Source organism: Sorangium sp. So ce406 (genome assembly GCF_051474675.1).
Classification (GTDB): Bacteria; Myxococcota_A; Polyangia; order Polyangiales; family Polyangiaceae; genus Sorangium; species Sorangium cellulosum_G.
Genome location: NZ_CP150340.1, coordinates 5,715,005 through 5,741,460, shown reverse-complemented (window position 1 = coordinate 5,741,460; position 26,456 = coordinate 5,715,005). Strand labels below are relative to the sequence as shown.

The 26,456-nt window shown below is 72.7% G+C and carries 19 protein-coding genes; 9 read left to right on the top strand and 10 right to left on the bottom strand.

The window, feature by feature from the left end:
- Positions 1-264: 264 nt before the first annotated feature.
- The 3 genes from WME96_RS21170 to WME96_RS21160 are packed head-to-tail and all read right to left on the bottom strand — an operon-like array spanning position 265 to position 4,058.
- Entirely contained in the window at positions 265-1,131 is an 867-nt protein-coding gene (locus WME96_RS21170; protein WP_437291900.1) for a formylglycine-generating enzyme family protein, read from the bottom strand.
- Complete coding sequence (locus tag WME96_RS21165) at positions 1,131-2,261, bottom strand: hypothetical protein (RefSeq protein WP_437291899.1); 1,131 nt, start codon at positions 2,259-2,261, stop codon at positions 1,131-1,133. The genes WME96_RS21170 and WME96_RS21165 overlap by 1 nt, the downstream gene beginning before the upstream one ends.
- Positions 2,262-4,058 carry a protein kinase domain-containing protein gene (locus WME96_RS21160; protein ID WP_437291898.1) on the bottom strand — a complete coding sequence of 599 codons (1,797 nt, stop codon included), beginning with the start codon at positions 4,056-4,058 and terminating at the stop codon, positions 2,262-2,264.
- A gap of 146 nt (positions 4,059-4,204) precedes the next feature.
- Here WME96_RS21160 and WME96_RS21155 point away from each other — a divergent pair, with 146 nt between their 5' ends.
- The gene (locus tag WME96_RS21155; protein WP_437291897.1) at positions 4,205-4,786 is read left to right on the top strand and encodes a type 1 glutamine amidotransferase domain-containing protein; all 582 of its coding nucleotides are present in this window, start codon (positions 4,205-4,207) and stop codon (positions 4,784-4,786) included.
- 28 nt (positions 4,787-4,814) lie between these two features.
- Here WME96_RS21155 and WME96_RS21150 read toward each other — a convergent pair whose 3' ends face one another.
- Positions 4,815-5,210: a VOC family protein gene (locus WME96_RS21150; protein ID WP_437291896.1), complete on the bottom strand. Its 396-nt coding sequence runs from the start codon at positions 5,208-5,210 to the stop codon at positions 4,815-4,817.
- A gap of 334 nt (positions 5,211-5,544) precedes the next feature.
- Between WME96_RS21150 and WME96_RS21145 the strand changes: the two genes are divergently transcribed.
- A complete protein-coding gene (locus WME96_RS21145; protein ID WP_437291895.1) occupies positions 5,545-6,477 on the top strand; it encodes a hypothetical protein in 933 nt (310 codons plus the stop codon).
- Positions 6,478-6,532: 55 nt separating this feature from the next.
- On the opposite strand, the gene WME96_RS21140 is transcribed toward WME96_RS21145, so the two are convergent.
- Genes WME96_RS21140 through WME96_RS21130 form a run of 3 tightly spaced genes read right to left on the bottom strand, consistent with a single transcriptional unit; the run spans position 6,533 to position 10,289 of the window.
- The gene (locus WME96_RS21140) at positions 6,533-7,525 is read right to left on the bottom strand and encodes a formylglycine-generating enzyme family protein (protein ID WP_437291894.1); all 993 of its coding nucleotides are present in this window, start codon (positions 7,523-7,525) and stop codon (positions 6,533-6,535) included.
- A 5-nt stretch (positions 7,526-7,530) separates the two neighbouring features.
- On the bottom strand, positions 7,531-8,142 hold the full coding sequence (locus WME96_RS21135; protein WP_437291893.1) for a hypothetical protein: 612 nt from the start codon (positions 8,140-8,142) through the stop codon (positions 7,531-7,533).
- Between the two features lie 26 nt (positions 8,143-8,168).
- Positions 8,169-10,289 carry a hypothetical protein gene (locus tag WME96_RS21130; RefSeq protein WP_437291892.1) on the bottom strand — a complete coding sequence of 707 codons (2,121 nt, stop codon included), beginning with the start codon at positions 10,287-10,289 and terminating at the stop codon, positions 8,169-8,171.
- A gap of 95 nt (positions 10,290-10,384) precedes the next feature.
- On the opposite strand from WME96_RS21130, the gene WME96_RS21125 reads away from it, so the two are divergent.
- Positions 10,385-11,251: an alpha/beta fold hydrolase gene (locus WME96_RS21125; RefSeq protein ID WP_437291891.1), complete on the top strand. Its 867-nt coding sequence runs from the start codon at positions 10,385-10,387 to the stop codon at positions 11,249-11,251.
- A 52-nt stretch (positions 11,252-11,303) separates the two neighbouring features.
- On the opposite strand, the gene WME96_RS21120 is transcribed toward WME96_RS21125, so the two are convergent.
- Positions 11,304-13,160, bottom strand: a complete 1,857-nt coding sequence (locus WME96_RS21120; RefSeq protein ID WP_437291890.1) for an alpha/beta fold hydrolase — start codon at positions 13,158-13,160, stop codon at positions 11,304-11,306.
- A gap of 149 nt (positions 13,161-13,309) precedes the next feature.
- Between WME96_RS21120 and WME96_RS21115 the strand changes: the two genes are divergently transcribed.
- The gene (locus WME96_RS21115) at positions 13,310-14,500 is read left to right on the top strand and encodes a cytochrome P450 (RefSeq protein ID WP_437291889.1); all 1,191 of its coding nucleotides are present in this window, start codon (positions 13,310-13,312) and stop codon (positions 14,498-14,500) included.
- Between the two features lie 57 nt (positions 14,501-14,557).
- On the opposite strand, the gene WME96_RS21110 is transcribed toward WME96_RS21115, so the two are convergent.
- Both WME96_RS21110 and WME96_RS21105 read right to left on the bottom strand, forming a co-directional pair.
- Entirely contained in the window at positions 14,558-15,418 is an 861-nt protein-coding gene (locus WME96_RS21110; protein ID WP_437291888.1) for a fibrinogen-like YCDxxxxGGGW domain-containing protein, read from the bottom strand.
- A 243-nt stretch (positions 15,419-15,661) separates the two neighbouring features.
- A complete protein-coding gene (locus WME96_RS21105) occupies positions 15,662-16,552 on the bottom strand; it encodes a hypothetical protein (RefSeq protein ID WP_437291887.1) in 891 nt (296 codons plus the stop codon).
- 441 nt (positions 16,553-16,993) lie between these two features.
- Between WME96_RS21105 and WME96_RS21100 the strand changes: the two genes are divergently transcribed.
- From WME96_RS21100 to WME96_RS21080, 5 genes are all read left to right on the top strand, one after another.
- Positions 16,994-18,313: a CmpA/NrtA family ABC transporter substrate-binding protein gene (locus tag WME96_RS21100; protein WP_437291886.1), complete on the top strand. Its 1,320-nt coding sequence runs from the start codon at positions 16,994-16,996 to the stop codon at positions 18,311-18,313.
- 63 nt (positions 18,314-18,376) lie between these two features.
- A complete protein-coding gene (gene ntrB / locus WME96_RS21095; RefSeq protein WP_437291885.1) occupies positions 18,377-19,174 on the top strand; it encodes a nitrate ABC transporter permease in 798 nt (265 codons plus the stop codon).
- A 5-nt stretch (positions 19,175-19,179) separates the two neighbouring features.
- Positions 19,180-20,004 (top strand): ABC transporter ATP-binding protein, encoded by an 825-nt coding sequence (locus tag WME96_RS21090; RefSeq protein ID WP_437291884.1) that lies wholly within the window; start codon positions 19,180-19,182, stop codon positions 20,002-20,004.
- On the top strand, positions 20,001-20,882 hold the full coding sequence (locus WME96_RS21085; RefSeq protein WP_437291883.1) for an ABC transporter ATP-binding protein: 882 nt from the start codon (positions 20,001-20,003) through the stop codon (positions 20,880-20,882). Before WME96_RS21090 ends, WME96_RS21085 begins: the two co-directional genes overlap by 4 nt.
- A 323-nt stretch (positions 20,883-21,205) precedes the next feature.
- A complete protein-coding gene (locus WME96_RS21080) occupies positions 21,206-26,263 on the top strand; it encodes an AAA family ATPase (protein WP_437291882.1) in 5,058 nt (1,685 codons plus the stop codon).
- Positions 26,264-26,456: the final 193 nt, after the last annotated feature.

Genomic DNA, 26,456 nt, shown 5'->3' with positions numbered 1-26,456 from the left:
CTCGAGAACAATGTGAGCGATCACATTTTTGATGTCAATTCCAATCGACCGGCCAGCGGGGCTCCTCGATCCCGGGGGAGGATCGGGCTGGCGGGCCGTCTGGAGCGACGCGTCACGCGCGTTCGAAGGACAGCTCACGCGGGCGCTGCGGCTGGCCGCCGCTCCGCGCCGATCGGATCGACAAGGGCCTCGCGTCTGGTTATTTCGATGGAGACCGCATTTGTGAACGTTCACATTGACGGGGGCGCGCCGGCGTCGCCGACGCTACCCGCTACAGCAGCGGAAGCCGATCGCGTGGTCCGTGTCGGCGCGCTCGCGCCCGTCGCGCGCGTCGCACCGGAGCTCGTCGAGCGCGTTCCCGCTGTCGAACGCCCCGCCGCGCGTGACGCAATAATCGCCGGGGCCGGTGTCTCCGGAGCACGCGTCTTCCCACTCGCGGACGTTGCCGCTCATGTGCTGCAGCCCGTGATAACCGCCCTCGCAGATCGCGCTGTCCTCGTCGCCGACCGGCACGGTCCCCGCGCCGTCGCCGTTGCAGAGCTGGGCGTCGAACTCGCCGGTGGCGTGCGTGCGCTCGCCGCCCTTGCTGCACGCGTCGAACCACTCGCCCTGCGCGCCGCTCGCGCCGCCGTACGGCAGCGCGCCGCCGTGGATTTTGCCGCAGAGGCGCTTTCCCAGGCTCTTGCAGAAGGCGCGGGCGTCGCACCAGTCGAGGCACGTGGCGGGGAGCTCGTCGCCGGTGAGGCGGTCGTTGCAGACGTCGGGCGCGTCGGGCCCGGTGTCGAAGTCGAAGCTGCCGTTGAACAGGCAGAACGGCTCCTGCGCCTCGAGATTCGGGTTCGTGGCGAGGAAGCGGCGGTAGGCGGCGTTCGACACCTCGGTCTGGTCGACGCAGAACGTGCTCTGGATCGTCACCATGCCGGCGGGGCACTGGCACACGCTCCCGAGGCACGAGGCCGTCGCGCAGTCGGCGTCGGCGTCGCAGGGCTGGCCGTACAGGCACGAGGCGTTTCCGGCGCCCGGCTCGCAGGTGAGGCCGTCCAGCGGGCGCACGAGCGTGCACGCCGAGACGAGGGCGGCGAGGAGGGCGGCCGCGGCGCCGTGACGGGGGATCGGCCGGCGATGGTGCATCAGAAGGCGCCCTCGAGGCCCGCGGCGGCGCCGGAGAAGAACGGCCGGAGCGCCGGCCGGTGCGCGCTCGCGCCGACCCGGGGCGGCCTTGCTGCGGCCGGCTGGGGCGGACGCGCGGCGGTCGGCCGCGGCGGGTGCGCGGCGGTCGGCCGCGGCGAGGGCGCGGCGGTCGGCCGCGGCGAGTGCGCCGCGCCCGGCCGCGGCGGGGGCGCGGCGGTCGGCCGGGTGAGATAGAGCCACGCCGCGGCGCCCAGCGCGACGACGCCCACGCCGAGGCCGATGTCGGCCACCGCGTGCTGGACGCGGACGGCGCGCACGTCGTCGGCTGCGCAGCGCGGGGCGCAGGTGGCGCGCAGGTCGGCCTCGGCGTCCAGCGAGAGCGCGCCGGCGACGGCGAACACGGCGAGCCCCGCGACGCCGACGCCGCCGGCGGCCCACGCGAGCGGGGGAGTCGAGGGCTCCGCCGGCGGCGCGGCGGGCGAGGCGAGCGGAGGCGCGGCCGGCGAGGCGAGCGGAGGGGCGGCGGGTGAGGCGAGGGGAGGCGCGGCCGGCGAGGCAGGCGGCGGTGCGGCCTGCGAGGCGGGCGGGCGGGGAGCGGCTGGCGCGCTGGCCGCCGGGGCGCCGAGGGTCACCGTGATCGCGCGGTTCTTCTCGCCCTCGCGGATCAGCAAGCGCTCCTCGACGGCGGGGCCCGTTGCGGGCTCGAACCGGAAGGTGCGCGGGCCCGGGTCGACCGGCAGCGCCTTGCCGTCGAGCGCCGCGGCGAGGAGGCGCCCGTCGACGAGCACGCGCACGTCGAGCCGCTCCCGGCCGTCCGCGTCCTTCGCGGCGATGACCACGGAGGGCAGGCTCTGCTCCACCTCGGCGAGCCACGGCCCGCAGTCGGCGACGGCGGCGGCCGGGCACGTCGGCTGCGAGCAGGTGATCAGCGCCTCCCGGGCCTCGAGGAGCTTGCCGTCGCGGCGGAGTCCCTGCGCGCGCTCGTAGGCGGCAGCGCACGCCCGCTTGCTGGGCGCGGCGTGGACGCGCGCGCCCGCGAGCGCGAGCGCGGCGCCGAGGGAGAGGGCGAGCGCCGTCCGCGCGCGGACGCGCGCGGGGGCGCTCGCTGATTTCTGTGTGTTTACGTGCAATTACATGCACTCCGGCTTGAGCCGGCGGATGCCGGCTCTGTCCACGGTGTAGGGTGGGGAGCAGCGCTGGGCGTCGCCGCGGGTCGCGCGCGGGGCAGGCGCAGGAGCGCGCGCGCTCACGGCCGCGCGCGCCGGGCGCTGGGCGGGCGTCGTCGCGACGGCGCTCGGCGTGTGCGACGGGGCAGGGGCGAGGACGGCGCTCGGCGCGCTCGCGGAGCGGGTCGCGTCCGCGACGCCGGTCGCTGCCGTGGCGCCGGTCGCGCTCGGCGCCAGCGGCGGGGCAGGGGCGGGCGACGCGCCGGGCGCGGCCGTCGCCTGCGGCTCGCCCGTCGCCTGAGGCTCGCCCGTCGCCTGAGGCTCGCCCGTGCCGTGGCGCTGCAGGGGGGCCGCGTGGACCGCGCCCGCCGCGTCCTCCGGCCCGGGCGGGCCGCGGCGCGACCAGTGCACCGCGAGCGCGGCCGCGCTGACGAGGAGCACCGCGCCCAGCGCGAGCAGCGGGCCTGCGCGCCTCGCCGCCCTCGGGGCCGCGCCGCGCGGCGCGCCGTCTCTCGGGGAAGGCGTCAACGAGGTCCCGCCGGTCATCCCGTCCGCGGCCGCGGCCGTCCCCGCGAGCGTCGGCTGCCCGGAGGCGCCGGCCTGGATCTCGAGCGCCGTCTCCGCGAGCCCCTGCGCTTCCGAGCCCCGCGACGCAGGCTCACGCGCGCCGCCCTCCGCGCCGCCGCTGCGGCGCGCGCCCTCCGCGCCGCCGCTGCGGCGCGCGCCCTCTCCGCTCCCGCCTGCCGCAGCCGCCCCCGCGCCGGCCGTCGCCTCGCCGCCCGGATCTGCCGCGGAGGCGCTCTCGATCGCCGCGACGCGCGCGGCCCGCCGCGCGAGCGCCTCCCCGGCGAGCTGCTCCACCCACTCGCCCACCGCGCGCTGCGACGCGAGCGGCACGGCGTCCTCGATGGCGATCGCGAGCTCGCGCGCCGTCGGGTAGCGGCCCTCCGCGTTCCGCTCCAGCGCCCGGAGGACGATCGCGTCGAGCGCCCCCGGCACGTGCGCCGCGAGCGAGCTCGGCGGCGGGATCGGCTGCTCGAGCACGGCCCCCACGACGGCGCCCTCGTCGCCCCCGTCGAACAGCCGCCGACCCGCGAGCGCCTCCCAGAGGACCACCCCCGCCGCGAACACGTCGGTCCTCCGGGTCACGTCGGCGCAGAGGATCTGCTCGGGGGCCATGTAACACAGCTTCCCCTTGAGCTGCCCGCCGCGCGTGGTGCTGAGCCGCCCGCGCGCCTTGGCGATGCCGAAGTCGAGCAGCCGCGCCGTCCCGTCGACGCCGACGAGCACGTTCTCGGGCGAGATGTCCCGGTGCACGATGCCGAGCGGCTCGCCGGACTCGCTGCGCGCCTCGTGGGCGGCGTGCAGGCCGTGGAGCGCGCCGCACGCGATGCTCGCGACGATGGGGGGCGGCGCCGGCTCGCCGCGCGCGCGCGCCGCCCGGAGCAGCCGCGCCAGCGACTCGCCGCGCACGTAGTCCATGACAAGGAACGCCTCGTCCTCGGCGAGGAGCAGGTCGATCGTCGCGACCACGTTGGGGTGCTGGATGCGCGCGACGATGCGCGCCTCGTCGCGCAGGCTCTCGGCGATCTCGGGCGCCTCGGCGAGCTGGGGGTGGAGCCGCTTGATGGCGACGGTGCGCGAGAACCCCGCCTCGCCGATCAGCCGGCCGAGGTGCACGGACGCCATCCCGCCGGAGGCGATCGGGCTGTAGAGCAGGTACCGGCCGATTCGCCTGGGCTGGTGCGGCTCCGACGGCATGCCGGGGCGATGATACACGAGCCCGCGCGCCGCGCCCGCCCGGAGCGTCGCGCGGGAGACACAGGCGCCGGCGCCGGACCTCGCGCAGCCCGTCGAGCTTGCGGGCGCCCCCCGCGGCACAAGCTTCTGCGCGGAGGTCGAGCACCATGGCGCGCATCGCATTCCTCGTGGACGAGATGTTCGAAGATACGGAGTTCCAGGGCCCCTACGACCGGGTGAGGGGCGCCGGGCACGAGGCCGTGATCGTGGGCCTCGCCGCGGGCAAGGAGCTCACCGGCAAGAAGGGCAAGGTGCGCATCACGACGGAGCGGGCGGCCGAGGACGTGTCGGACGACGACGTCGATGCGGTCGTGATCCCGGGGGGCTACTCGCCGGACCACCTGCGGACGAGCACGGCGGCGGTCGGCCTGCTCCGGAATGCCTTCAATCAGGGCAAGCCGGTCGCGGCCATCTGCCACGCCGGCTGGATGCTCGTCGAGGCCGACATCGCCGACGGGCGGACCCTCACGTCGTGGCCGTCGATCAAGACGGATCTCCTGAACGCCGGCGCGCGCTGGGTCGATCGGGAGGTGGTCGAGGACGGCAACCTCATCACCTCGCGCAAGCCGGACGACGTGCCGGCGTTCTGCGACACGCTCCTCCGCCAGGTCGAGCGCGGCGTCCCGGCGCGCGCCGAGCCCGCGATGGCGCCCGAGGCGGCGGCGCAGGAGCCCGCGCCGGGCCCGTGACGGCGCGGCCCGGCGGCCGGGCCGACCGTCACGCGCGGACGGGGGCGCTCGGCTCGACGAAGCAGAGGCGGTACCCGTCCGGGTCGGCGACGACGACCTCGCGCGTGTGCCACGGCTGGTCGCGCGGCCCGTCGACGGCCGCGCCGGCGGCCGCGGCGCGCGCGGCGATGGTCTCGATGCCGAGGTCGCCCGTGGCGCTGAAGCAGACGATGACGCCGAGGCCGCGCTGCCCGGCGAGCGAGGCGCCGGGCGGCGTGGCGACAAGGAAGAGGTCGGCGTACCGCGCCCAGCGCAGGTGGACGAACACCGGATCCTGGTGGACGCGCTGGAAGCCGAGGAGCTCGTAAAACGAGGCGGAGCGCTCCGCGTCGCCGACGAGGAGCTTGACGTACGAGGGCATCAGGTAGGGTTCGTCGCTGTGCATGGTCCCTGGGCGCGGAGGTGTGTGCCGCGCAGGGCCGGAAGGCAAGGCGCGCGCGCCGGCGGGCCGACGGGCCGCGCGCCCGCCGGGATGCCGCGGCCGCCGCGAGGGGCGATCAGTCCTCGAGCGCCTTCGGTGCGAATGGGCGCGCCGGAGAGGGTGGAGCTGTCTTGGCGAGCGGGTACCGCTCTCGAACGGACGCGGCCGAGTCTCACTCTGTTCGATTTTGTGATTGAAATAATGACGTCTCGGTAATGCTCAGCTGTGCCGCTCGCGGCGTCCGCGCGCATTGACTGAATGTGTCCTATCGATCTCTGGTGTGGTATCGGCAGCCGTCATGCATTTCCGTCTCGACCAGCTCGGCAAGAACCTCCTCCGGGACTTCTTCGTGCTCGTGGGCGCAGCCGAGACCGAAGTGGAGGTGCCGCCCGGGGACGCACAGCGCATCGACATCTGGCATGTTCCCGATCCGGAGCTGTTGCGCGCGCACCCAGAGATTCAGCCTGGCTTGCTCCGCTCGATGGCGGCCGAGGCGGGGATGGTCGAGGTCTTCAGCGCCGCGCCGGACGCTGCCGAATTCCACGCCTGCATGCGCAAGCGCTATCAGTGGCACCACATGCTCGAGCTGCGCGCGGAGCGCGTGCTCGATCTGCCATCGGCGTGGCTCGTGAGCGCGGGACGGCCGGACGGGGTGCTGCGCGACTTCGGGCTCGTGCAGGACGCTGCCGGGCCGGAGGGGCTCTACGCGGCGCCCGCACCGGGGTGGCGGATCCAGGTCGTGGTGATCTCGGAGCTGCCGCGCGTGAGGGGCACGGTGCTGCTGCGCTTGCTGGGTTCGCCGCGCGTGCGGCGCGCGGCGCTGCGGGACCTGGCGGCGCTCCCCGAAGAAGCGTGGGAGCGCCGGGTGGCGCTGCCGTGGCTCGTTCGGTTAAACTTCGAGGTGCCGGACCAGCTCCTTCCAGAGCTGCCGTCCGAGGAGAGGGATTTCATCATGGAAACCCGGGAATGGTACGAGCAGTGGAACGCGCGGAGGATGAAAGAGGCGAAAGAAGCTGAGGAGCGTGCCCAGCTCCGTGGGCAGCAGCTCGGGCAGCTTCAGATGACGGCCCGGCTGTGCGCGATGCGGCTCGGCCGCCCGCTGACCGAAGCGGAGACCACAGCGCTCGCGGAGCGGCTCGATCGGCTGCGAGAGGATCGGGTAGGGGAAGTGGTGCTCTCATCCTCGGCTGAAGCGCTCGCGGCCTGGCTCTCCGATCCGAACGCGACGTAGCGCAGCGCGCGCTGGCGCCGGACGCCCTGGACAGGTGTGCTCCGGCGCTCGCGCCCTACTTCGCCGCCGGCGCCGCGGGCTCCGTGACGCAGCGGATCCCGAGGAACCCGCAGCGGTACGTCACCTCGAACCCTCCCGGCCGGGCCGTCCTGACGAGCGGCGGGATGCCGTCGCGCCAGCTTCCGCCGCGGGCGACGCGCATCTTGCCATTGGCGTCGTTGGCGCTCGTCGTCCACTCGAAGACGTTGCCGGCCAGGTCCTGGATGCCCTGCGGGTTCGCGCCGGAGGGGAAGCTCCCAACGTCGCACGCGGTCTTGCGCACGGCGCCGCCGCCGGACCAGCAGAGCTGATCCTTCGGGGCCTCGCCGCCCCACGGGTACGGCCGCGCCTCCTCGCCGCCGCGGGCCGCCCACTCCCACTCGTCGTCGCGCGGCAGCCGCTTGCCCTGCGCCGCGCAGTAGGCCTGGGCCTGCGCGAAGTCGACGCAGACCATCGGCTGATTCTCCTTGCCGGCCACGCCGTAGGTCGACGCCTCCTTGGCGCAATTCGCCAATGTATCCGTGCACTTGCCAGCGTTGACGCATGCGGCGTAGGACGCGGCGGTGACCTCGGTCCTGTCCATGCACAGGTCGCCCACGGTGGCCTTCACCTTGAGCGGCCCCATCACGAAGCTGCCGCCCGGCACCCGGGCCATGCCGTCGGGGCAGCCGTCCGAGGGCGTCGCCGGCGCGGTGGAGGCGGTGGCCCCGGCGTCCGCTGGCGCGGCTGCCGACGCATCGCCGGCCCGCGCGGCGGTCGGATCGCCGCCGGGCTGCCCCGAGGCTGCGGTCGGCCCGGGCTCGGGCGCTGCGGCGGTGGGCACGCCCGCGGCGGCGCCCACGCCCGCGGCGGCGCCCTCCGGCGCGGCCTCCGCAGCGGGCGCCGGACCGGCGGGCGGGGAGCCGTCGGGCGCCGCGGGAGAGGCGCCGCAGGCGGCGGTGAGGGCGCCGCACGCGGCGGCAGCGAGGAACAGCGAGGGGACGGCGAGGGGCGTGGTGTGCGATCGCATGGTGTCTAGGAGGCGGTCACGGTCGGCGCCGGCTCGTCGTCGAGCCACTGCTCCTGGACGACGATCGCCGGCAACAAGGTGAAAGGCCCGTCGTAGCCGGGCCCGAAGGTCAGGATCTGGATCACCCGCCGATCGCCGCGGCGGATCGGGAACATCACCTCTCCCCCGCGGGGGAGCTCGCTGCCGCCGCGGGGCGGATCGATCCAGAAGGCGACGCCCTCCGTCTTGCCGCCGAGCAGCGACATGGCCGAGACGGTGAGCTCCGGGCAGCGGATGCGCAGCCACTCCCTCATCCGGTACGCGCGGCACCCGGCGGCCGCGGGGCCGGCGCGCGAGAGGCGGACGCGCGGCGCGGTCTTCCACTCCGCGGCCGTGGGCTGCCTGGACGGCTCGGCCGGGAAAGGCTCGGCGTCGAGCGGTCGCTCCTCGCCGGCGTCGACCGCGCTGGCCTGCGGCACGCCGCTCGGCTGGGCGCCGGCCGCGCCGGCCTGCGGCGCGTCCTTCGGCTGCGCGCCGGGCACCCCGGTCGCGCCGGGCACGCCGGCGGCAGCGCCCTGCGGCTGCGCGCCGGGCACCCCGGGCGCCGCAGCCAGCACGCCGACCACGCCGGCAGCCATCAATCCGAGCAACGCAACGCGCGGCCTCATAACGTCTCCAGGAACGCCACGAGCGCCGCCCGATCCTCCGGCGACAGGTGGCTCGTCTTGCCCATCCAGTCGGCGTTCTGCTCGATGAGCTGCGCCAGCGTCGCCGCCCGGCCGTCGTGCAGGTACGGCGGCCGCCCGCCCACGAAGCGCAGCGAGGGCGTCTTGTACTCGGGGCGGGGATCGTCGTCGTAGCCCGGAGGCGGCGGCCGCTTCGGCATCGGGTACGGCGTGCGATCCGTGTAATCGCTCGTCGGCACGTGGCAGCGGGCGCACTTCGCCTCGTCGCTGTGGAAGATCTCCCGGCCGCGCTTCGCGCGCTCGTCGGCCGCCCCCTCGGCGCGCGGCGGCGTCACGAGGCCCCGGCGCAGGAACATCGTGAGGTAGGTGGCCCGGGCCGCGAGCCCGGCCGGGGTGTGATCGATCGGCAGCCCGCCCCAGCGGTGGAGCCCCATGCCCGCCTGGAGCCTCCCGAGGAGATCCTCGTTCTCGCCGTGCCACCCGTACGGCCCGTCCGCGCCCACGTTGCCGGCGAGCATCGGCGTGCGCCGCGGATACCCCTTCTTCTTCGCGACCTCGGGGATGTTCTCCGGCCTGCCGACGAAGTTGGCGTGCTCGCCGTCGGCCGTGCTGAACGTCGCCTCGCGCCAGACGTACCCGTCGTCCCGCCCCTCCGGGTGGCACCCCGCGCAGCCGAGATTGCCGCTCACCGTGGCGTCGAGCGCGCTGTAAAAGAGCCGGCGGCCCTTCGCGACCTCGGGGCCGAGCGGATCGTCGGCGAGGTGCACGAGCGCCGCCGGCCCCGCCGCTCCTCCCGCCGCCGGTCCCGCGACGGGATCGTGCAGCCGGATCGCCGCCACGTCCCCGGTCGAGCGGCAGAACACCCACGCCGTCGCCTCGTCCGCGGACAGCGCGAGGCCCGTCGGCGCGCCGCAGGTGCCCGCGACGCGGATGTGCGGGTCGTAGCGGCCGCCGACCGGATAGCTCTTCACGATCGCGAGCGTCGGATCCACCGCTGTCGCGTCCACCTCGAGCACGAGGTCGTCGCCCTCGCCGGCGACGAGCAGCGTGCGCGCGCGCTTGCGGTAGGCGACGGCGCGCGGCTGGGTGACGGGCGTGACGCTCGCGCCCGGCAGCGTGATGACGCTCTCCGGCGTGATCACCTGCTCCGCGAACGCCGACCGGAGCACCGGCAGGTTGCCGTGGTGCGGCGGGGCGAGCGGCTCGTCGCGGCCGGTGAGCAGCACGTCCACCGTCGCGGCGCCGAACCACGCGGCGTGGCCCATGGCGCCGAGCGCGTGCCGCGCCGCGAACAGGCGCCGCCCGTCCTCGGAGAGCGCCAGCGCGTAGCCCAGCGACGCCGCGAGCCGCTCGCCCGACGGCGCGCGCAGCGGCGAGGCGGGCAGCGCGACGCGCCGGACCCTCGGCGCCCCGCCGAGGTCGTCGATCCGCGTGAGATCCGCCCCGACGAGGTGGCTCACGTACGCGGCGCTGCCGTCGGGCAGCACCGCCACGCCCCGCGGCTCGCGCGCCACGTCGACGGTCCACCGCGCCTTCCCGGCCTCGAGATCCACGGCCGAGACCTTGTGCGTCCACGCCGAGGTCACGATCGCTGTCTTCTCGTCGGGCGTGACCGCGATGCCCCACGCGTCCGCGGGCAGCGCGACGCGGCCGACCTCGACGAGCCCCGCCGCCGCATCTGGCCGGAGGATGAGCAGCAGCCCCGGGTCGCGCACCGTGGCGAGCACGCGCGCTTCGGACCCGCCGCGCTCGCCGAGCGCGAGCACCTGCGCGGGCCGGCCCGGCGCGGGCACACCTGCGCCGGGCCGCGCGGGGGCGAGCGGCAGCGGCACGACGCGCACGACGCCATGGTCCTCGTCGGCCACGTAGAGCGCGTCCTCGCGCGCCGCGCGGGCGAGCGCGCCGCCCTCGCGGACCGGCGCGCGCAGGGGCGCGGCCGCCGGGGGCAGCGGATCGGTCGGGGCGCCCGCGCTGCCGGCCGGGGCGCCCGCGCTGGCCGGGGCGGCGCCCGCATCCGCGCTAGGCGCGGGGCCTCGGGAGCAGGCGCTCGCGGCGAGCGCGAGGAGTGCGGCGAGAGAGCGTGTCGCGCGGTGGTGCAAAGGGATCGCCGGATCTTCGCGCGCCCTCGCGCCCCGGGTCAACGGGGCGGCAGGCGTTGATCCGCGCGCTCGCACGCACTATCGCCGCATGCCCCATGACGACAGCATCCCTGGCGGGCCGCGGCGGGCCGGACGGCGCGCAGAAACCCCGGTTCATCGAGGTGAACGGCGCCGAGCTCGCGGTTGCGGAGCAAGGCCAGGGCGCCCCGGTGGTGTTCCTGCACGGGGCCGCCTCGGACCACCGGATGTGGGACCGGCACCTCTCCATCGTGGGCCAGCACCACCGGGCCATCGCCTACAGCCAGCGCTATTTCGGGACCGGCGCGTGGGGAGCGAGCTGGCCCCGGTTCGGCGTGCAGACGCACGCGGACGATCTGGTCGCGTTCCTTCGCGCCCTCGGCGCGGGCCCGGCGCACGTGGTCGCGTGGTCTTACGCCGGCCATGCGGTCCTGACCGCCGCGCTGATCCATCCCGAGCTGTTCAGGAGCGCTTTCATTCACGAGCCGGGGGTCCCCTCGTATGTGACCGATCCCGCCGAGCTGAGCGCGCTAAGGGACGACCTGAACGCCATGTTCGGCCCCGTCTTCGGGGCGGTCGAGCGCGGTGAGCTGCAGGAAGCCGTGAGGCTCCTGCTCGACGGGTCGGGCCAGCGCGAGGGGTATTTCGCCGCTCAGCCCGCGGAGAGACAGGCCGTCAACCTGGACAACGCGCGGACCATGCCGCTCCTCCTGTCGCAGCCCCAGCCGCCGGCCATCACCTGCGCCGACCTGGCCCGCCTGAAGGTGCCGGTCACCATCGCCCACGGCGAGCTCTCCCGGCCGACGTTCGGCGTTGTTTCCCGCGCGGCGGCCCGCTGCATCCCCGGGCAGCACCTCGTGGTCCCCGGGGCCACGCACATGTGGCCCGAGGAGGACCCGGGCGCGTTCTGCGCCGCGGTGTTGCGCCGCATCGAGGATTGCTGATCGGCGCCTGCGCCGCCGGGATCGCCGGCGGGGCGCTCCGGTTCCGCGTCGTTCACCGCCGGAGCCAGCGCGTCTTCTCCCCCGCGCGGCGCGCGGCGGCCGTCCAGTCGATCGGCGCCGCCTTCCGCGGTGCGGGGCCGAGCGAGGCCGTGTTCTCCCACATGTCCGTCGTGCCGAAGAGCAGCTCGACCACGGCCGGGTCCTCGTTCCAGGCGACGGGCACGAGGTCGTCGAGGCACGTCGTGTCGACGGCGGCCTCGGGATCCTCGATGAACCGCGCCATCATCTGCGTACCGCAGGGCGCCGCGCCGGCGCTCCTCACGGGGGACTCGTACGCGACCCAGTGCGGGCTCCACGGCACCACCACGAACGTCTGATGGGGCGCGGTGAGCCTGTCCGCCACGCGCACCGCCCGGCCGATGGGCGTCTGCGGGTCGAGCACGCCGTTCATCGCCAGGACGGGCACGGTGAAGATCGGCCACTCGTCCCAGAACTGGTCGTGCGGATAGCGCGGCCAGGCATCGTACAGCGCGCCGAGCTCCAGCCCATCCTCGGGGCAGAAGCGCTGCGAATCGCACCGCTCCTGGAGCTCGGCCAGGGGCGGGGCGGGCTCTTCCCACAGCTCGGAGAGGGCCACGTGGTTCCCCAGCACGATCGAGTCCCGCGGCGCGCCGCCGTCGGTCTGCGAGAACACGTCGAGCAGCGTTTGCATGTAGTGGCCGACCACCTGCACGTCGCCCTCCTCGCAGCGGTCGATGCGGTACGCGAGCGGGAAGATGTGCGTCCGCAGGACGCGGGTCTGCGCGAAGATCGGGACGATGGCCGTGAAGAGCGCGGCGTCGGCGCCGAGCTGCGGGCAGTGACCGCTCGTGAGCTTGCCGAGGAGCGCGTCGAGCTTTTCCCAGGGGTCGGCGCCGAGCTTCGCCCCGCAGACCGGATCGGCGGCGCAGATCGCGGACAGATCCCTCACCACCGGATCGAACTGCGTGTCGTACGAGGACAGGTGCTGCGCGCCCGGCGACATGACCGAGTCGAGGATCACCGCGTCGGCCCCGTCGGGGTGCGCCTGCAGGAAGCGCATCGCGCGCGTCGTCCCGTAGGAGGCGCCATACAGGACCACCTTCTTGCCGGGCTCGCGCGTCATGTCGATGAGCCGCGCGAGGTCCTCGGCGTCGGCTGTCGTCGTGAAGCGCGCGAGATCGCCGCCCCACCTCGCCTTCACCGCCTCGATGCAAGCGGGCCACTCGAGCGCGGTGATCTCCGCGCCGCCCTCCGAGCTCGGGTCCTCCTGGACCGGGCATTCGAGGCGGCTGGAAGGCCCGACGCCGCGGTGCTCGAGCACGTACCAGTCGACGTCGGGCATGACGCCCTGCCACAGATCCTCGATGGCGTCCTTGAACACGTAGCCGGACCCGCCGGGGCCGCCTTGCAGCAGCCAGACCTGCGCCTTCGCCGCGCCGCCCGGCGCGAGGTGGCGTGATACGAAGACGGGGAGCGCCTCGCCGTCGGGACGCGAAGGATCGAGCGGCAGGGGGACCGTGGCGCACTCGGAGATGAAATCGTCGGGGCAGCTGCCCCATGCGATCGCCGGGCTGCCGCCCGAGCCGCCAGCACCGCCGGAGCCGCCAGCGCCGCCCGAGCCGTCGGAGCCGCCCGAGCCGCCAGCGCCGCCGGAGCCGCCAGCGCCGCTCGTCTTGGCGCTGACATCGTCTTCGCCGCCGGTGCAGCCCGCGGCGACCGCCGTGAGCCCGAGCGCCGCGGGGAGGAGCCCCCGCCAAACGATGTTGTTCACGATCCTCTCCGTGAACCTCGTGACCACCGCGAGGGCGGCGGGTCGAGCTGCGGTATCTGCCCTGGTGGTGCCCTGGGCGCCGGCGGCGGCCGTGAAGGTGGGATTGTCGAGTGCCATGCTGTGTGTTCCCGCTCGGCCCGGCTCTGTTCAAAGCCGGAGCGGTCACACGGGGAATGGCTATTCGCCGCCGAGCGCCTTGCCGCGCGCCCCCGCTGCAGGCGACCATGCCCGCTCCATCCCTGACCCGCCCGGGAGGTCCTCGACCCATGAGCGAACGGCTGAACCTGATGTCCCCCGCGATGCTCGCCGACCCGTACCCCACCTACGCAGCGCTGCGGCGCGACGCGCCCGTGTGCCAGGTGGATCCGGGCGGCTTCTGGGCGGTGACCCGCCACGACGACGTCATCGCCGTCCTCAAGGACACGGAGCTGTTCTCGTCCGAGGGCTTCCGCGCCGCCACCAAGCCGGCGTGGCTCGGGCACAACCCGTTCGGCGACTCCATGATCGTCCTCGACCCGCCGGCGCACGGCCGCCTGCGCTCGCTCGTGAGCCGCGCCTTCGCGCCCGCGGCCATGGCCCGCCTCGAGGCGCGCGTGCGCTTCTTCGCCGACGACCTCGCGGCGCGCCTGCCGCTCGGCGAGCCGATCGACTGGGTCGAGGCGCTCGCCATGCCGCTGCCCGCGAGCGTCATCGGCGAGCTCCTCGGCCTGGATCCCTCGCTTCACCCGCGCTTCAAGCGCTGGACGGACGATCTCACCGGCATCAGCCCGGTCACGCCGGACATGACCGCGCGCATGGAGGAGATCCGCACCACCGTGCGCGAGGCCGAGCAGTACATGACCGAGGTGCTGGCCCGCCGCCGCCGCGAGCCCGCCGACGACATGGTGACCGACCTCCTGCGCGCCCAGGTCGACGGCGAGTCGCTCACCGACGCAGAGCTCATGAGCTTCCTGTTCCTGCTCCTCGTCGGCGGCCTGGAGACCACGGTGCACCTCCTGAGCCACACCGCGCGGCAGCTCATCGCGCACCCGGAGGTGCACGACCGCGTGCGCGCGGATCCCGCGCTGATCCCGCGGCTCGTGGACGAGGTCCTGCGCTACGAGCCGCCGGTGCGGTCGGTGTACCGGGTCGCCACGGCCGACACCGAGCTGAGCGGCGTGTGCGTCCCCCGGGGCGCCAGGGTGCTGGTGGTGATCGGCTCCGCCGCGCGGGACGAGGCGCACTTCCCGGACGCGCACCGGTTCGACATCGACCGGGGCGGCGCCACGCACGTGCCGTTCGGGCACGGCGTCCACTTCTGCCTGGGTGCGCCGCTCGCCCGGCTGGAAGCCCGGCTGGCGCTCACGGCGCTCCTGCCGCGCGTCCGCCGCTTCACCGAGGCCGGGCCGGCGGCGTGGCGGCGATCCATCTCCGTCCGCGGGGTGACGTCGCTCCCCCTCGTGGCGCACCCGGCGTGACGCGCGGCGCACCCGGCCCGGCGCCCGGCGCGCCCGGCCCGGGCGCGCCGGGCGCGCTCACCAGCGGGTCCAGCGGGAGATCCGGTTCACGCGCGTGTAATGGCTGCCGTCGTTCGAGAGCCCGTACGACGTCGCGACCACGGTCTCCAGGTGAGGGCCCCAGTCCTCGTCGGTGACCGACACGTCCTCGTCGCCGTCCGCGCCGAGGCTGTAGACGAAGCAGTTCCCGTAGTGCTGCGCGACGCCCGCGAACGCGCTCGCGCAGTTGCCGTCGCCCTTGGTGTCCCTGTCGAAGTCCGCCGACGCCCACCCGGTGCCGAACTGCCAGTTGAAGAGGTTATCGTCCCCGGCGAGGCGGATCGGCGTGAGGAGCTGCATGGTCTCGGGATCGATGCCCTCGGCGTTCGCGCGCAGCACCTCGACGACGGTCCCCGGGATGTCCTCGATCTCGTCGCGGTATTCACGGCCGGCGAGGTACAGGCCAGGCTGATAATGGTTGTTGTCGAGCGACGGCTCCCCCTTGGGGCTGAGCCGGTCGGCATAAAGGATGTTCCAGAACGCGAGCGTCGGTCCGCCCAGCTCGCCGACGCTGTTGTAGACGAGCGCCCACCGTCCGCCGTCCGCCGGCTCACCGCAGTAGACCTGGAGCGACCCCGAGGGGCCGGTGCCGTCGGCATCGAGCGTGTAGACGCCGGCCGGGGCGCTCTCGGGGACGGCGCCGCACCGATCGTAGACGCACCCCGCGCTCGCCTCCTCGTCGCACCCGGGGGCGCCGCCTCCGGCCCCGCCGCCGCCGAGGTTGTCTCCGCCGCTCCCCGTCGCGAGGTGATAGGGCTTGTCGAGCCCCGCGAGCGCCGTACACCCGCAGGTCAGCAGGCACGCCGTGGCCCACACCCATGTCGTGGACTCGCTCCTCATCTCGGTTCCTCTTGCGGCCGCATCAGCCCGTCCGGCCGTGCGTGACGGCGACCCAGGCCGCGCGGACGCTACCGTCTCACCTGCGGCCTGGCAAGCGACGCACGCGGACGCTCTGGCCGCCGCGAGCCCCCGCTCAGGGCGCGTGGCAGCGCCGGACCGGGCAGCGACCGCGCCTCAGGGGGCAGCGCGTCCGGGGGGCACCGCCCGCGTCGGCGGCCGGACGCGCGACCACGACGGAGCCGCTCATTCGTAGAACGCGACGTCGTCGACCCAGACGTTGAACTCCTGCTTGGCGTTGAAGCGAAACTGGATGGCCCAGAGCTTCGTCACGTCCACCGCCTCGAACTGCTCGCCCCACCCTGTCTGCGTGAGGTCCGCGAACGGGATCTCGTAGTACTTCCAGCAGGGCGTCAGCGCGACGATCGTGCGGAAATGGTCCTCGCACAGGCCGTTGGTGCCGCAGATGCCGCCGCCTGCCCATGTCTGCACGTCGGCGACGTCCACGATCATCCTCTCGTAAGAGCCGCTCTCGGCGTAGGCCCAGAACGAGATTCCTCGGAACCTGGAGGCGTCGTGGACGCCTTCCGTCGCGGGCTCGACGCCGTTCAGTCGAAGGCCGAAGAGGGCTCCCCATCCCGTGAATCCGTCGTCCGCTTCGACGTTCACGGCCAACGTGCTGTTGCCGCGCGGGAGATCGAGCTCGCTCATGTAGAAGTCGCCGGTCGGGGGGTGCTGCTCGCCGTACGTGTCATTGCCCACGTACCAGTACCCTTTCCGAGGGTTCACTTCGTCCTCGATGGGGATGATCTTTTTGTCTCCATCCTCCATATCGTCGATCAAGAGCGGCGGGGTCGGCGCCTCGCCCGCCGGCACCTCGACGACACATCCGCCTCCGGCGCCCCCGGCGCCAGCGCCTGTACCTCCGGCGCCCTCGCCTCCGGCGCCCCCGCCTCCGGCGCCGCCGGCTCCCCCGGTTCCGGAGCTGCTGGCGCCCCCGCCGCCAGCGCCCCCGCCGCCAGCGCCTCCGGCTCCTTGACCCTCGACGACGAGGTACTCCTTGTCGAAGCCGAAGATCTGTGCACACCCGATCCAGGTCATCGCGATGACGCACACACTGGCATGTCGAATGGCCATTCGCGCACCTTTCAACGTCATGGAACGAAATTCTCCGGATGCTCTCACGTGCAGCTTATGAAACCAGCTCGTCCAAGGGAAGGGCGTTGCTGCGCGACGCCGCCGACCGGGCCCGCTGCCTCCCAAATACCTGCGCGGGCGGCATCTCGAATGCAGAAAAAACATTGTAAGGAAACGCCATAGAAACGCGCACGGATGCATGGTCCTCGGCGGATCATGGGCCCATGTAGGGTTGAGGCCATCCTGGGCCCACAACCGCCGCGGAACGGCGCTCGACGCGCCGATTCGCAGCGGACCTGATCTGGCTCCTTCTCGAACCACAGGGCGATGTCACCGGCGGCGCCGCGAAGCGCGACCGCGCCGCCCTGCCGCGACCGACAGGCGCGATCGAATCGTCGCGCCTGCGGCGCCGCGCCCATTCCCCAGCAAAGGACCTATTGAATGAAGAAACGCCAACCTTCGAAGGAAGCATCGAGCGCCTCGCCCCTGGATCGGCGGCGGTTCCTCGGCGGCGCCCTCGGGCTCGGGGGAGCGGCGCTCCTCCCGGCCTGCGGCTCGCGGTCCGATGAGCCGGGGCCGCCCGCGTCGAACGCCGCGCCCCTCGCGGCGGGCGCCGACAGGCCGGAGGTCTCCGACCTGCGCTTCGGCATCATCGCGCTGACCGATTGCTCGCCGATCGTCATCGCGCACGAGAAGGGGTTCTTCAAGAGATACGGGATCAACTCGACCATCGTGAAGGGCGCGAGCTGGGCCGCGATCCGCGACTCGCTGTCGAACGGAGATCTCCAGGCGACGCACATGCTCTTCGGCATGCCGCTCGCCTCGACGATGGGCCTCCTCGGATCGCCGAAGAAGCCGATGGTCATCCCGTGGCTGCTCAACCGCAACGGCCAGGCGATCACGATGAAGATCGACCTCAGGGGCAAGGTGGCCGCCGACCCGAGGGCGCTCAGGCCCTTCGTGGACGAGGCGCGGGAGAAGGGGGCGCCCATGACCTTCGCGATGACGTTCCCCCCCGGCACGCACGCCATGTGGACCCGTTATTACCTCGGCGCGGGCGGCATCCACCCGGACAGGGACGTCGCGCTCGTCACCATCCCCCCCGCGCAGATGGTCGCCAACATGAAGGTGGGCAAGATGGATGGGTACTGCGTCGGCGAGCCGTGGGGCGCCAGGGCGATCGCCGACCAGATCGGCTACACCGCCATCACCACCCAGGAGCTCTGGAAGGACCACCCCGAGAAGGTGTGCGCGTTCACCGCGGAGTTCGCCGAGAAGAACCCGAGGACGGTGAAGGCCGTGATCAAGGCGCTCCACGAGGCGAGCGTCTGGCTCGACAGGCTCGAGAACCGCCCCGAGCAGGCCGACATCGTGTCGAGGCCGACCTACATCAACTGCCCGCCGGAGCTCATCCTCGGCCGGCTCCAGGGCCATTACGACTACGGCGACGGGCGCAGGAAGGAGGACAGGGACTACATGATCTTCAGCGACCGGAGCTGCAATTACCCGCAGCCGAAATACGCGCTCTGGTGGCTGAGTCAGTTCCGCCGCTGGGGCATGGTGGAGGGGAAGCCGGATTACGAGGGGGTCGTCAAGCAGGTCATGCGCCCCGACCTCTACGAGGAGGCGATGAAGGAGCTCGGCGCCCTGCACGGCGGCCCGAGCGACCAGCCGGAGACGCTGTTCGACGGCGTGACGTTCGATCCGAAGGACCCCGAGAAATACGCGACGTCGTTCCCGGTCCACGCGCTGAAAGGATGACCCCCACCTCGCCGGGCGCCGCCGGACAGCGCGGCGGCGGGCGGCGTGATGAAGGAGTGCTGCATGAGCGAGGCGAAAGCGATCTCTCCCAGGATTCGAGTCGACCACATGATCCTGCCCCTCTTCGGGGTGGCCTGCGTGATCGGGCTGTGGGCTGCCGCGAGCAGCCTGTGGGCCCAGACGCTGCCCTCTCCGCTCAAGACGTGGGAGGTGAGCAGGCCTTACATCTTCGAGCCGTTCGAGAAGCGCGGTGAGCTCGATCAGGGCATCCTCCGCTTCACCTGGTACTCGCTCCAGCGGGTCGCCAAGGGCTACACGCTGGCGATCCTGCTCGGGACGCCCATCGGGTTCTTCCTTGGCGCGTCGAAGCTGTTCAGGTCGAGCTTCGACCCGATCATCCAGATCCTCCGCCCTGTCTCGCCGCTCGCGTGGCTCCCGCTCGGCCTCGTGCTCTTCCAGAAGCCGGACCCGGCCGGCGTCTTCACCATCGCGATGTGCTCGATGTGGCCGACGGTCCTCAACACCGCGCTCGGGGTGCGGTCGATCCCGCAGGACTACATGAACGTCGCGCGGGTGCTCCGGCTCTCGCGCACGAAGACGCTGTTCAAGGTGCAGCTCCCCGCCGCGCTGCCGTACATGTTCACGGGGTTCCGGCTCAGCCTCGGCATCGCCTGGCTGGTCATCGTCGCCGTGGAGATGCTGACCGGCTCGCCGGGGGTCGGCGGCTTCCTCTGGCAGGAGTACAACAGCCTGATCTACGAGCACATCATCCTGTGCATCATCACGATCGGGGTCGTGGGCTTCCTCCTCGACGCGCTCATGAGCCTCGTCGAGCGCAGGCTCAAGCTGGCGGGAGGGTGACGCCGATGCCGCTCGTCGAGCTGCGCAACGTGGGGAAGAGCTACGGCGCCGGGGCCACCCGCACCGAGGTGCTCAGGGACGTCAACCTGGAGATAGAACAGGGCGAGTTCGTCGCCGTCGTCGGCTATTCGGGGGCAGGGAAGACCACCCTCATGTCGCTCGTGGCCGGGCTCCTCCGGCCGGACACCGGGGTGGTGAAGCTGAACGGGAAGGAGGTGGAGGGGCCGGGGCCCGACCGCGGCGTCATCTTCCAGAACTACTCCCTCCTGCCCTGGCTCACTGTGTACGAGAACGTCTATCTGGCCGTGGACCAGATCTTCTCGTCCTGGCCCGCGGAGCGGAAGCGGGAGCACGCCGAGCGGTACATCGCGATGGTGAAGCTCACCGCCGCGCGCGACAAGAAGCCGGCGCAGCTCTCCGGCGGCATGCGCCAGCGGGTCTCGGTGGCGCGGGCGCTCGCCATGGACCCCGAGGTGCTCCTGATGGACGAGCCGTTCGGCGCGCTCGACGCGCTCACGCGCGCGACGCTGCAGGACGAGACCGCGCGGATCTGGCGGGCCACCCAGAAGACCGTGCTCCTCATCACCAACGACGTGGACGAGGGCATCCTCCTCGCCGACCGGATCATCCCGCTCAGCAAGGGTCCGGGCGCCACGCTGGGGCCCGGGGTCGCCGTCGAGCTCGATCGCCCGCGGGATCGCAAGGCCATCAACCACGATCCGCGCTTCAAGGAGATCCGCGGCGCGGTCATCGGCTACCTGCTCGGCCCCGGCGCCGGGGCGGGCACGAGCGCGTCCGGCGCGGCGCGGGCGTCGGAGGCGGTCGCATGAAGAAGTATCTCGAGATCTGGAATGTCACCAAGACCTTTCCCACGCCGAACGGGCCCGCGGTCGTCGTCCGCAACTTCGATCTGAACCTGAGGAAAGGCGAGTTCCTGTCGCTCATCGGCCATTCCGGCTGCGGCAAGTCCACCGTGCTGTCGATGGTCGCGGGCCTGAGCGAGATCACGAGCGGCGGTATCGTCCTCGCGGGCCGGCAGATCCGCGGGCCTGGCCCGGATCGCGGGGTCGTGTTCCAGTCGCCCTGCCTCCTGCACTGGATGACGGCGCTCGAGAACGTCCTGCTCGGGGTGGAGCAGGTCCACCGGCAGAAGAGCAAGAAGGACTGCACCATCATCGCGGCGCACTACCTCGATCTCGTGGGGCTCGGGGAGTCGATGCACAAGAAGCCGCGGGAGCTGTCCTCGGGGATGCAGCAGCGGGTCGGGCTGGCGCGCGCCTTCGCGCTGTCGCCCAAGATGCTCCTCCTGGACGAGCCCTTCGGCATGCTCGACTCGCTCACCCGGTTCGAGCTCCAGGAGGTGCTGATGGACCTGTGGGCCGAGGACCAGAAGACCGCGCTGATGGTCACGCACGACGTGGACGAGGCCCTGTTCCTGTCGGACCGCATCGCGATGATGACGAGCGGCCCGGGGGCGCGGGTCGGCGAGATCCTGGCCGTCCCGTTCCCGCACCCGCGGGACCGGAAGGCGGTGCTCGAGGACCCGATGTACTATCCCCTCCGCGAGCGCCTCATCTCGTTCCTGGAGAGCCAGTCGCACAAGGACCCGCCGGCCGCGGAGAGCGCGCGCGAGGCCGCTCCGGAGGCCGCCGCGAAGACGGGGCGCTCCTGGGCCGCGCTCTGGAAGGGCAGCAGGACGTCGGCGTGACGCGCGTCTCCTGATCGTGCCTCTCCGGGCATCTCCTCATCACAGATGTAGCCCACCCCGCATGGAGCGTCGCGGCACCCACGTGTGGGCGCGATCGGCGCCGGACGACCGTGAATCGCGGGCTCAGCAGGCGCCTGGAGAGCTGGAACACCGGGCCTGAGCAGTCCCGGGCGGGCGAACCAGCGCTCCCGGACTCGCGGTGATTGCGAGCCAGCAATCTAGACAGGATCCGCCGCGGGTGCGATCGTGCGAGACCGCCGTCCGCGGCTGTCCCGGGCGGTCCAGCACCCTGGCGAGGTCAGATGCTCTCCGCAACGTGTACCGTGGGTCAGAAGATTTACAGTGACACGAGCATCGACGTGTTCCAAGGGACCTGGGGTGACGACCGGAAGCCCGTCGCCGTCAAGGTCCTGAAGAGCGAGTTCCCGAGCGCGCGCGAGCTGGCCTCGCTCCGGCACGAGTACAACGTCCTCCGCGAGCTCGACGTCGAGGGCGTCGTGAAGGCCTGCGGGATCGAGAAGCACAAGAACGGCCTCGCCCTCGTGATCGAGCGGCCGAGCGACACGACGCTCCACGACATCCTGCGCGCCGGACGGCTGGAGCTCAAGGCGGCGCTGACGATCGCGCGCTCGGCCGCCCGGATCCTCGACGAGATCCACCGCCGCAAGGTGATCCACAAGGACATCAAGCCGCAGAACATCCTGGTCGACCCCGACACGCTCGAGGTCCACTTCGTCGGCTTCACCATCGCCACGCTCCTGCCGCACGAGACGCAGCAGGCGGTGAGCCCCGAGGCGCTCGAGGGGACGCTCGCGTACATGTCGCCCGAGCAGACCGGCCGGATGAACCGCGTGATCGACCGCCGCACCGATCTCTACTCGCTCGGCGTCACGCTCTACCAGATGCTCACCGGCGCGCTGCCGTTCGCCGAGGGCGAGCCGATGGATCTCATCCATGGCCACATCGCGCGGACGCCGGTGCCCCCGTCCGAGCGGGCCCCGGGCGTGCCCGAGGCGGTCTCCCGCGTCGTGATGAAGCTCATGGCCAAGAACGCGGAGGACCGCTACCAGAGCGCCTTCGGGCTCGTGGCCGACCTCGACGCGTGCCTGCGCCAGCTCTCGACGTCCGGCGCCGTGGCGCCGTTCGGGCTCGGACAGCGCGACATCCCCGACACGCTGCGCATCCCGCAGAAGCTCTACGGCCGCGCCGACGAGGAGCGCGCGCTGCTCGCCGCCTTCGAGCGCGCCGCGGGGGGCGAGCGCGAGCTGCTCCTCGTGTCGGGGTACTCGGGCATGGGCAAGTCGGCCCTGGTGAACGAGATCCACAAGGCCATCGCCCAGCGGGGCGGCTACTTCGCCGCGGGCAAGTTCGACCAGCTCAACCGCGGCGTCCCGTATGCCTCGATCGCGCGCGCGTTCCGCGAGCTCATCCGCCACATCCTCACCGAGCGGCCGGAGCAGCTCTCGCGGTGGAGCGCGGCGCTCGAGCGCGCCCTCGGCGGCAGCGGCCAGCTCCTGCTCGATCTCATCCCGGAGCTCCAGTGGATCATCGGCCCGCAGCCGCCTGTCCAGCCGCTCGGGCCGGCGGAGTCCCAGGGCCGGTTCCACGCGGTCTTCAAGGCGTTCCTCCACGTGTTCGCGCGGGTCGAGCACCCGCTCGTGCTCTTCCTCGACGACCTGCAATGGGCCGACCCGGCCTCCCTGAAGCTGCTCCAGGTCATCGCCGCCGATCCGGAGCGCGCGCACCTGCTCGTCATCGGCGCCTACCGCGACAACGAGATCTACGCGGCCCACCCGCTGCGCGTCGCGCTCGGCGAGATCGAGAAGGCGGGCGCGCCGCTGCGGGAGCTGGAGCTCAAGCCGCTCGCCCTCGCCGACGTGATCGAGCTGCTCTCGGACACGCTCTCCGCCGCGCGGGAAGAGGTCGAGCCGCTCGCGCGCGTCGTGTTCGAGAGGACCCGGAGCAACCCGTTCTTCGTCCGGCAGTTCCTGGGCGCGCTCCACGCCGAGGGGCTGCTCCGCTTCGAGGCGGGCGCGTGGACGTGGGAGATCGACCGGATCCGGCGGCGCACGGTGACCGACAACGTGGTCGATTTCATGGCGCGCCGGCTCGCGGAGCTCGATCCCGAGCTCCAGGGTGTCCTCAAGCTCGCCTCGTGCATCGGGCACGAGTTCGACCTGCGCTCCCTGGCGGTGATCAGCGAGCGGCCGCCGCACGAGACTGTGGCCGCGCTGTGGAGGATCCTGCAAGAGGGCCTGATCTCCCCCGTGGACGCCGACTACCGCCTCGCGCACGCGGCCGACGGCGACGCGCGGGGCGGCGTCGACTGGCGCGTCAACTACCGCTTCTTGCACGATCGCGTTCAGCAGGCGGCCTATTCGCTCATCGACGAGGACCGGAAGCGCGACGTCCACCTCCGGATCGGGCGGCTCATGCTCGCGAGCAGCTACGGCGCCGCGCGCGACGAGGCGCTGTTCGATATCGTCGGTCACTTCAACATCGCGGCGCCCCTCGTGAGCTCCGCGGAGGAGCGGGCCACGGCCGCCGAGCTGAACCTCGCCGCCGGCAGGAAGGCCAAGGCGGCCACCGCCTACGAGGCCGCCGCGGGCTACTTCCGCGCGGGGATGGGGTTTCTGCCGGGCGGCGGCCTCGATGACCACTACGATCTCGCCATCGCGCTCCACAAGGAGCGCGCCGAGGTCGAGTCGCTGTGCGGCGCCTTCGACGAGGCAGAGCGGCTCTGTGCCGCGGCGCTCGCGCGCGCCCGGACGGCGATGGACAAGGTGTCGATCCACCTCGTCCAGGCGAATCAGTACCTGCTCCAGTGGCGCAATCACGAGGCGACCCTGGTGCAGAAGGCCGGCCTCCGGCTGCTCGGTTGCCCGATCCCCGAGGACAGGGCCGAGGTCGCCGCGCTCCTGGAGCAGGAGCTCGCGGCGGTGCCCGTCCTCCTCGGCGGGCGGAGCATCGAGGAGCTCGCGCACGCCCCGAGAGCGACGAGCCCCGAGCACCCGATGACGCTGGAGCTGCTCGTCAACCTGTTCTTCGGCGCGTACAACTCCAGCGATCAGACGCTCGCGAACCTCGCCATCGTGAAGATGGTGACGCTCTCTCTGCAGCACGGCAACAGCGATATGTCCGCCTTCGGATACGTCGCTTACGGGATGGTGGTGGGCCCGCTGCTCGGCGAGTACGCGACGGCCTACCGGTTCGGCAAGATGGCCATCGAGCTGGCCGACCAGCTCGACAACCTCGTTCTCCGGGCCAAGACATACCACATCTTCTCCGCGGACGTGCACAGCTGGACGCAGCCGCTGCGGCGCGCAGACCCGTATTACGACCGGGTCTACGATCTCGGGCTCCAGGCCGGCGACTGGACGGCCATGGGGTACATGATCAGCCAGAGCGGCTCGGACCGGCTCACCTACGGGATGGCCCTGCCGGAGCTCGCGCGGCTGACCGAGGTGCACCTCGCCTTCCTGCAGCGGGCCAGGAGCCACGATATCATCGATATCCTCCTGGCGGGCGTGATCCAGCCCATCAAGTGCCTTCAAGGGCTCACGAAGAGCCGGCTCAGCTTCGACGACGAGGCGTTCGACGAGGCGGCGTACACCGAGAAGCACGGCGGCTCGCCCTACCACATGGGGTGGCTCACCTACGCCAAGATCCGGAACGCCTATCTGTTCGGCGACCGCGCGAGCTTCGCCGATCTGATGCCGAAGCTCGCGATCATCGAGGGCGCGCTGCCGACGCACGCGAAGGTGCCGGAGGCGACCTTCTACGCGGGGCTCATGCGGATCGCCGCGTGGGAGGCCGCCGGCGGCGACGAGCGGAAGGAGCACGAGGAGCACATCGAGCGGCTCCTCGGGCGGATGAAGCGCTGGGCCGACGCCGGGCCGGACAACGTCCTTCACAAGCACGCCCTCCTGCTCGCGGAGAAGGCGCGCGTCGAGGGGCGGGCGGCCGAGGCGATGGACCACTACGAGCGGGGCATCGAGGCCGCGCGGCAGGCGGATTACATCAACAACCAGGCCCTCGGGAACGAGCTTTACGGCAGGTTCTGGCTCGCCCAGGGGAGGCTCGAGTTCGCGGGCATCTTCCTGCGCAGGGCGATGTACCTCTACGAGCGCTGGGGCGCGAGCGCCAAGGTGGAGGCGCTGCGCGAGGAGCTCGCGCCGCTCGTCTCACCGGCCCTCGGCCTGCCCGCGGGGCTCGCGACGTCCTCCGGGGCGACGGCCACGGCGCTCGGCGGGCTCGCCGCGGGGGAGGTCTGCGATCTCGCCACCGTCCTGCAGACGGCCCAGGCGATCTCCAGCGAGATCGTGCTGGACAAGGTGCTCGAGCAGGTGCTGCGCAACGTGCTCAAGAGCGCCGGCGCGAGCCGGGGGTTCTTGATCCTCGCGCGCGGCGAGGGGCTGACGGTCGAGGCGATGATCTCGGTCGATCCCGACGCGGTGCGCCTCGGGCTCTCGACGCCCATGGAGGAGCGCCTCGATCTCGCCCGCCCGGTCGTGCACTACGTCGCGCGCTCGCGCGAGGCGGTGGTGATCGGGCGCGCGGAGGACGACCCGCGCCTCGCCGGCGACCCCCACGTGAGCTCGCGCCGTCCGAAGTCGATCCTGGGCTTGCCGCTGCTCCATCAAGGCCGGCTCAGCGGCGTGCTGTACCTGGAGAACCACGTCGCCGAGCACGCGTTCACCGCCGATCGCATCGAGCTCCTGCGGCTCCTCTCGTCCCAGGCCGCGGTGGCGGTGGAGAACGCCCTGCTGTACGCGGACCTGGAGGCCGTGAGCGCCGAGCTCCGGCGGTCGAACGAGCGGCTGGAGCAGGAGGTGAAGCAGCGGACCGAGGAGCTCTCGCAGGCCAACGCGCGCCTCTGCGAGCAGAGCGAGGAGCTGAAGGAGACCAACCTGCGCCTCCTGCACGAGCTCGGCGAGCGCGAGCGCGCCGAGCGGTCGCGCGCCGAGCTGCACGAGGCGGTGATCCGGTTCCAGCGCGAGAAGATCGCGGAGCTCTCGACGCCGCTCGTCCCGATCACGAACGACGTCATGGTCATGCCGCTCATCGGCACGCTGGACGAGGAGCGGGCGCAGGAGGTGCTGCAAACGCTGCTCGACGGCGCGACGAGGAGCCGCGCCCGGGTCGTGATCATCGACGTGACGGGGATCAGGGCGGTCGACGAGCGCGTCGCGAACGCGCTGATCAACGCGGCCAACGCGCTCCGGCTGCTCGGGGCCCAGGCCGTGCTGACCGGCGTTCGCGGCGAGGTCGCGCGCGCGCTCGTCGGGCTCGACGTCGACATGACGCGCATCGTGATCCGCGGGACGCTGCAGAGCGGTATCGCCTACGCGGTCGGGCGCCGCGGCGCCGTGCTCGCGTGAGCGGCGCGATTGCGCGAGCGCGCGCGGCGTCGAATGGTGTGGACACATCCGCGGCGGATCGCGCATGATGAGGGCGCGAGTTGGCCGGGGGGTCGTGATCCGTTGCGATCACGCGCAGACCGTACGCTGACCACGCGCAGACCGCGCGCTGACACGAGGCGCGCGGATCGGCCGGGGCAGGGCGGCGCCTCGC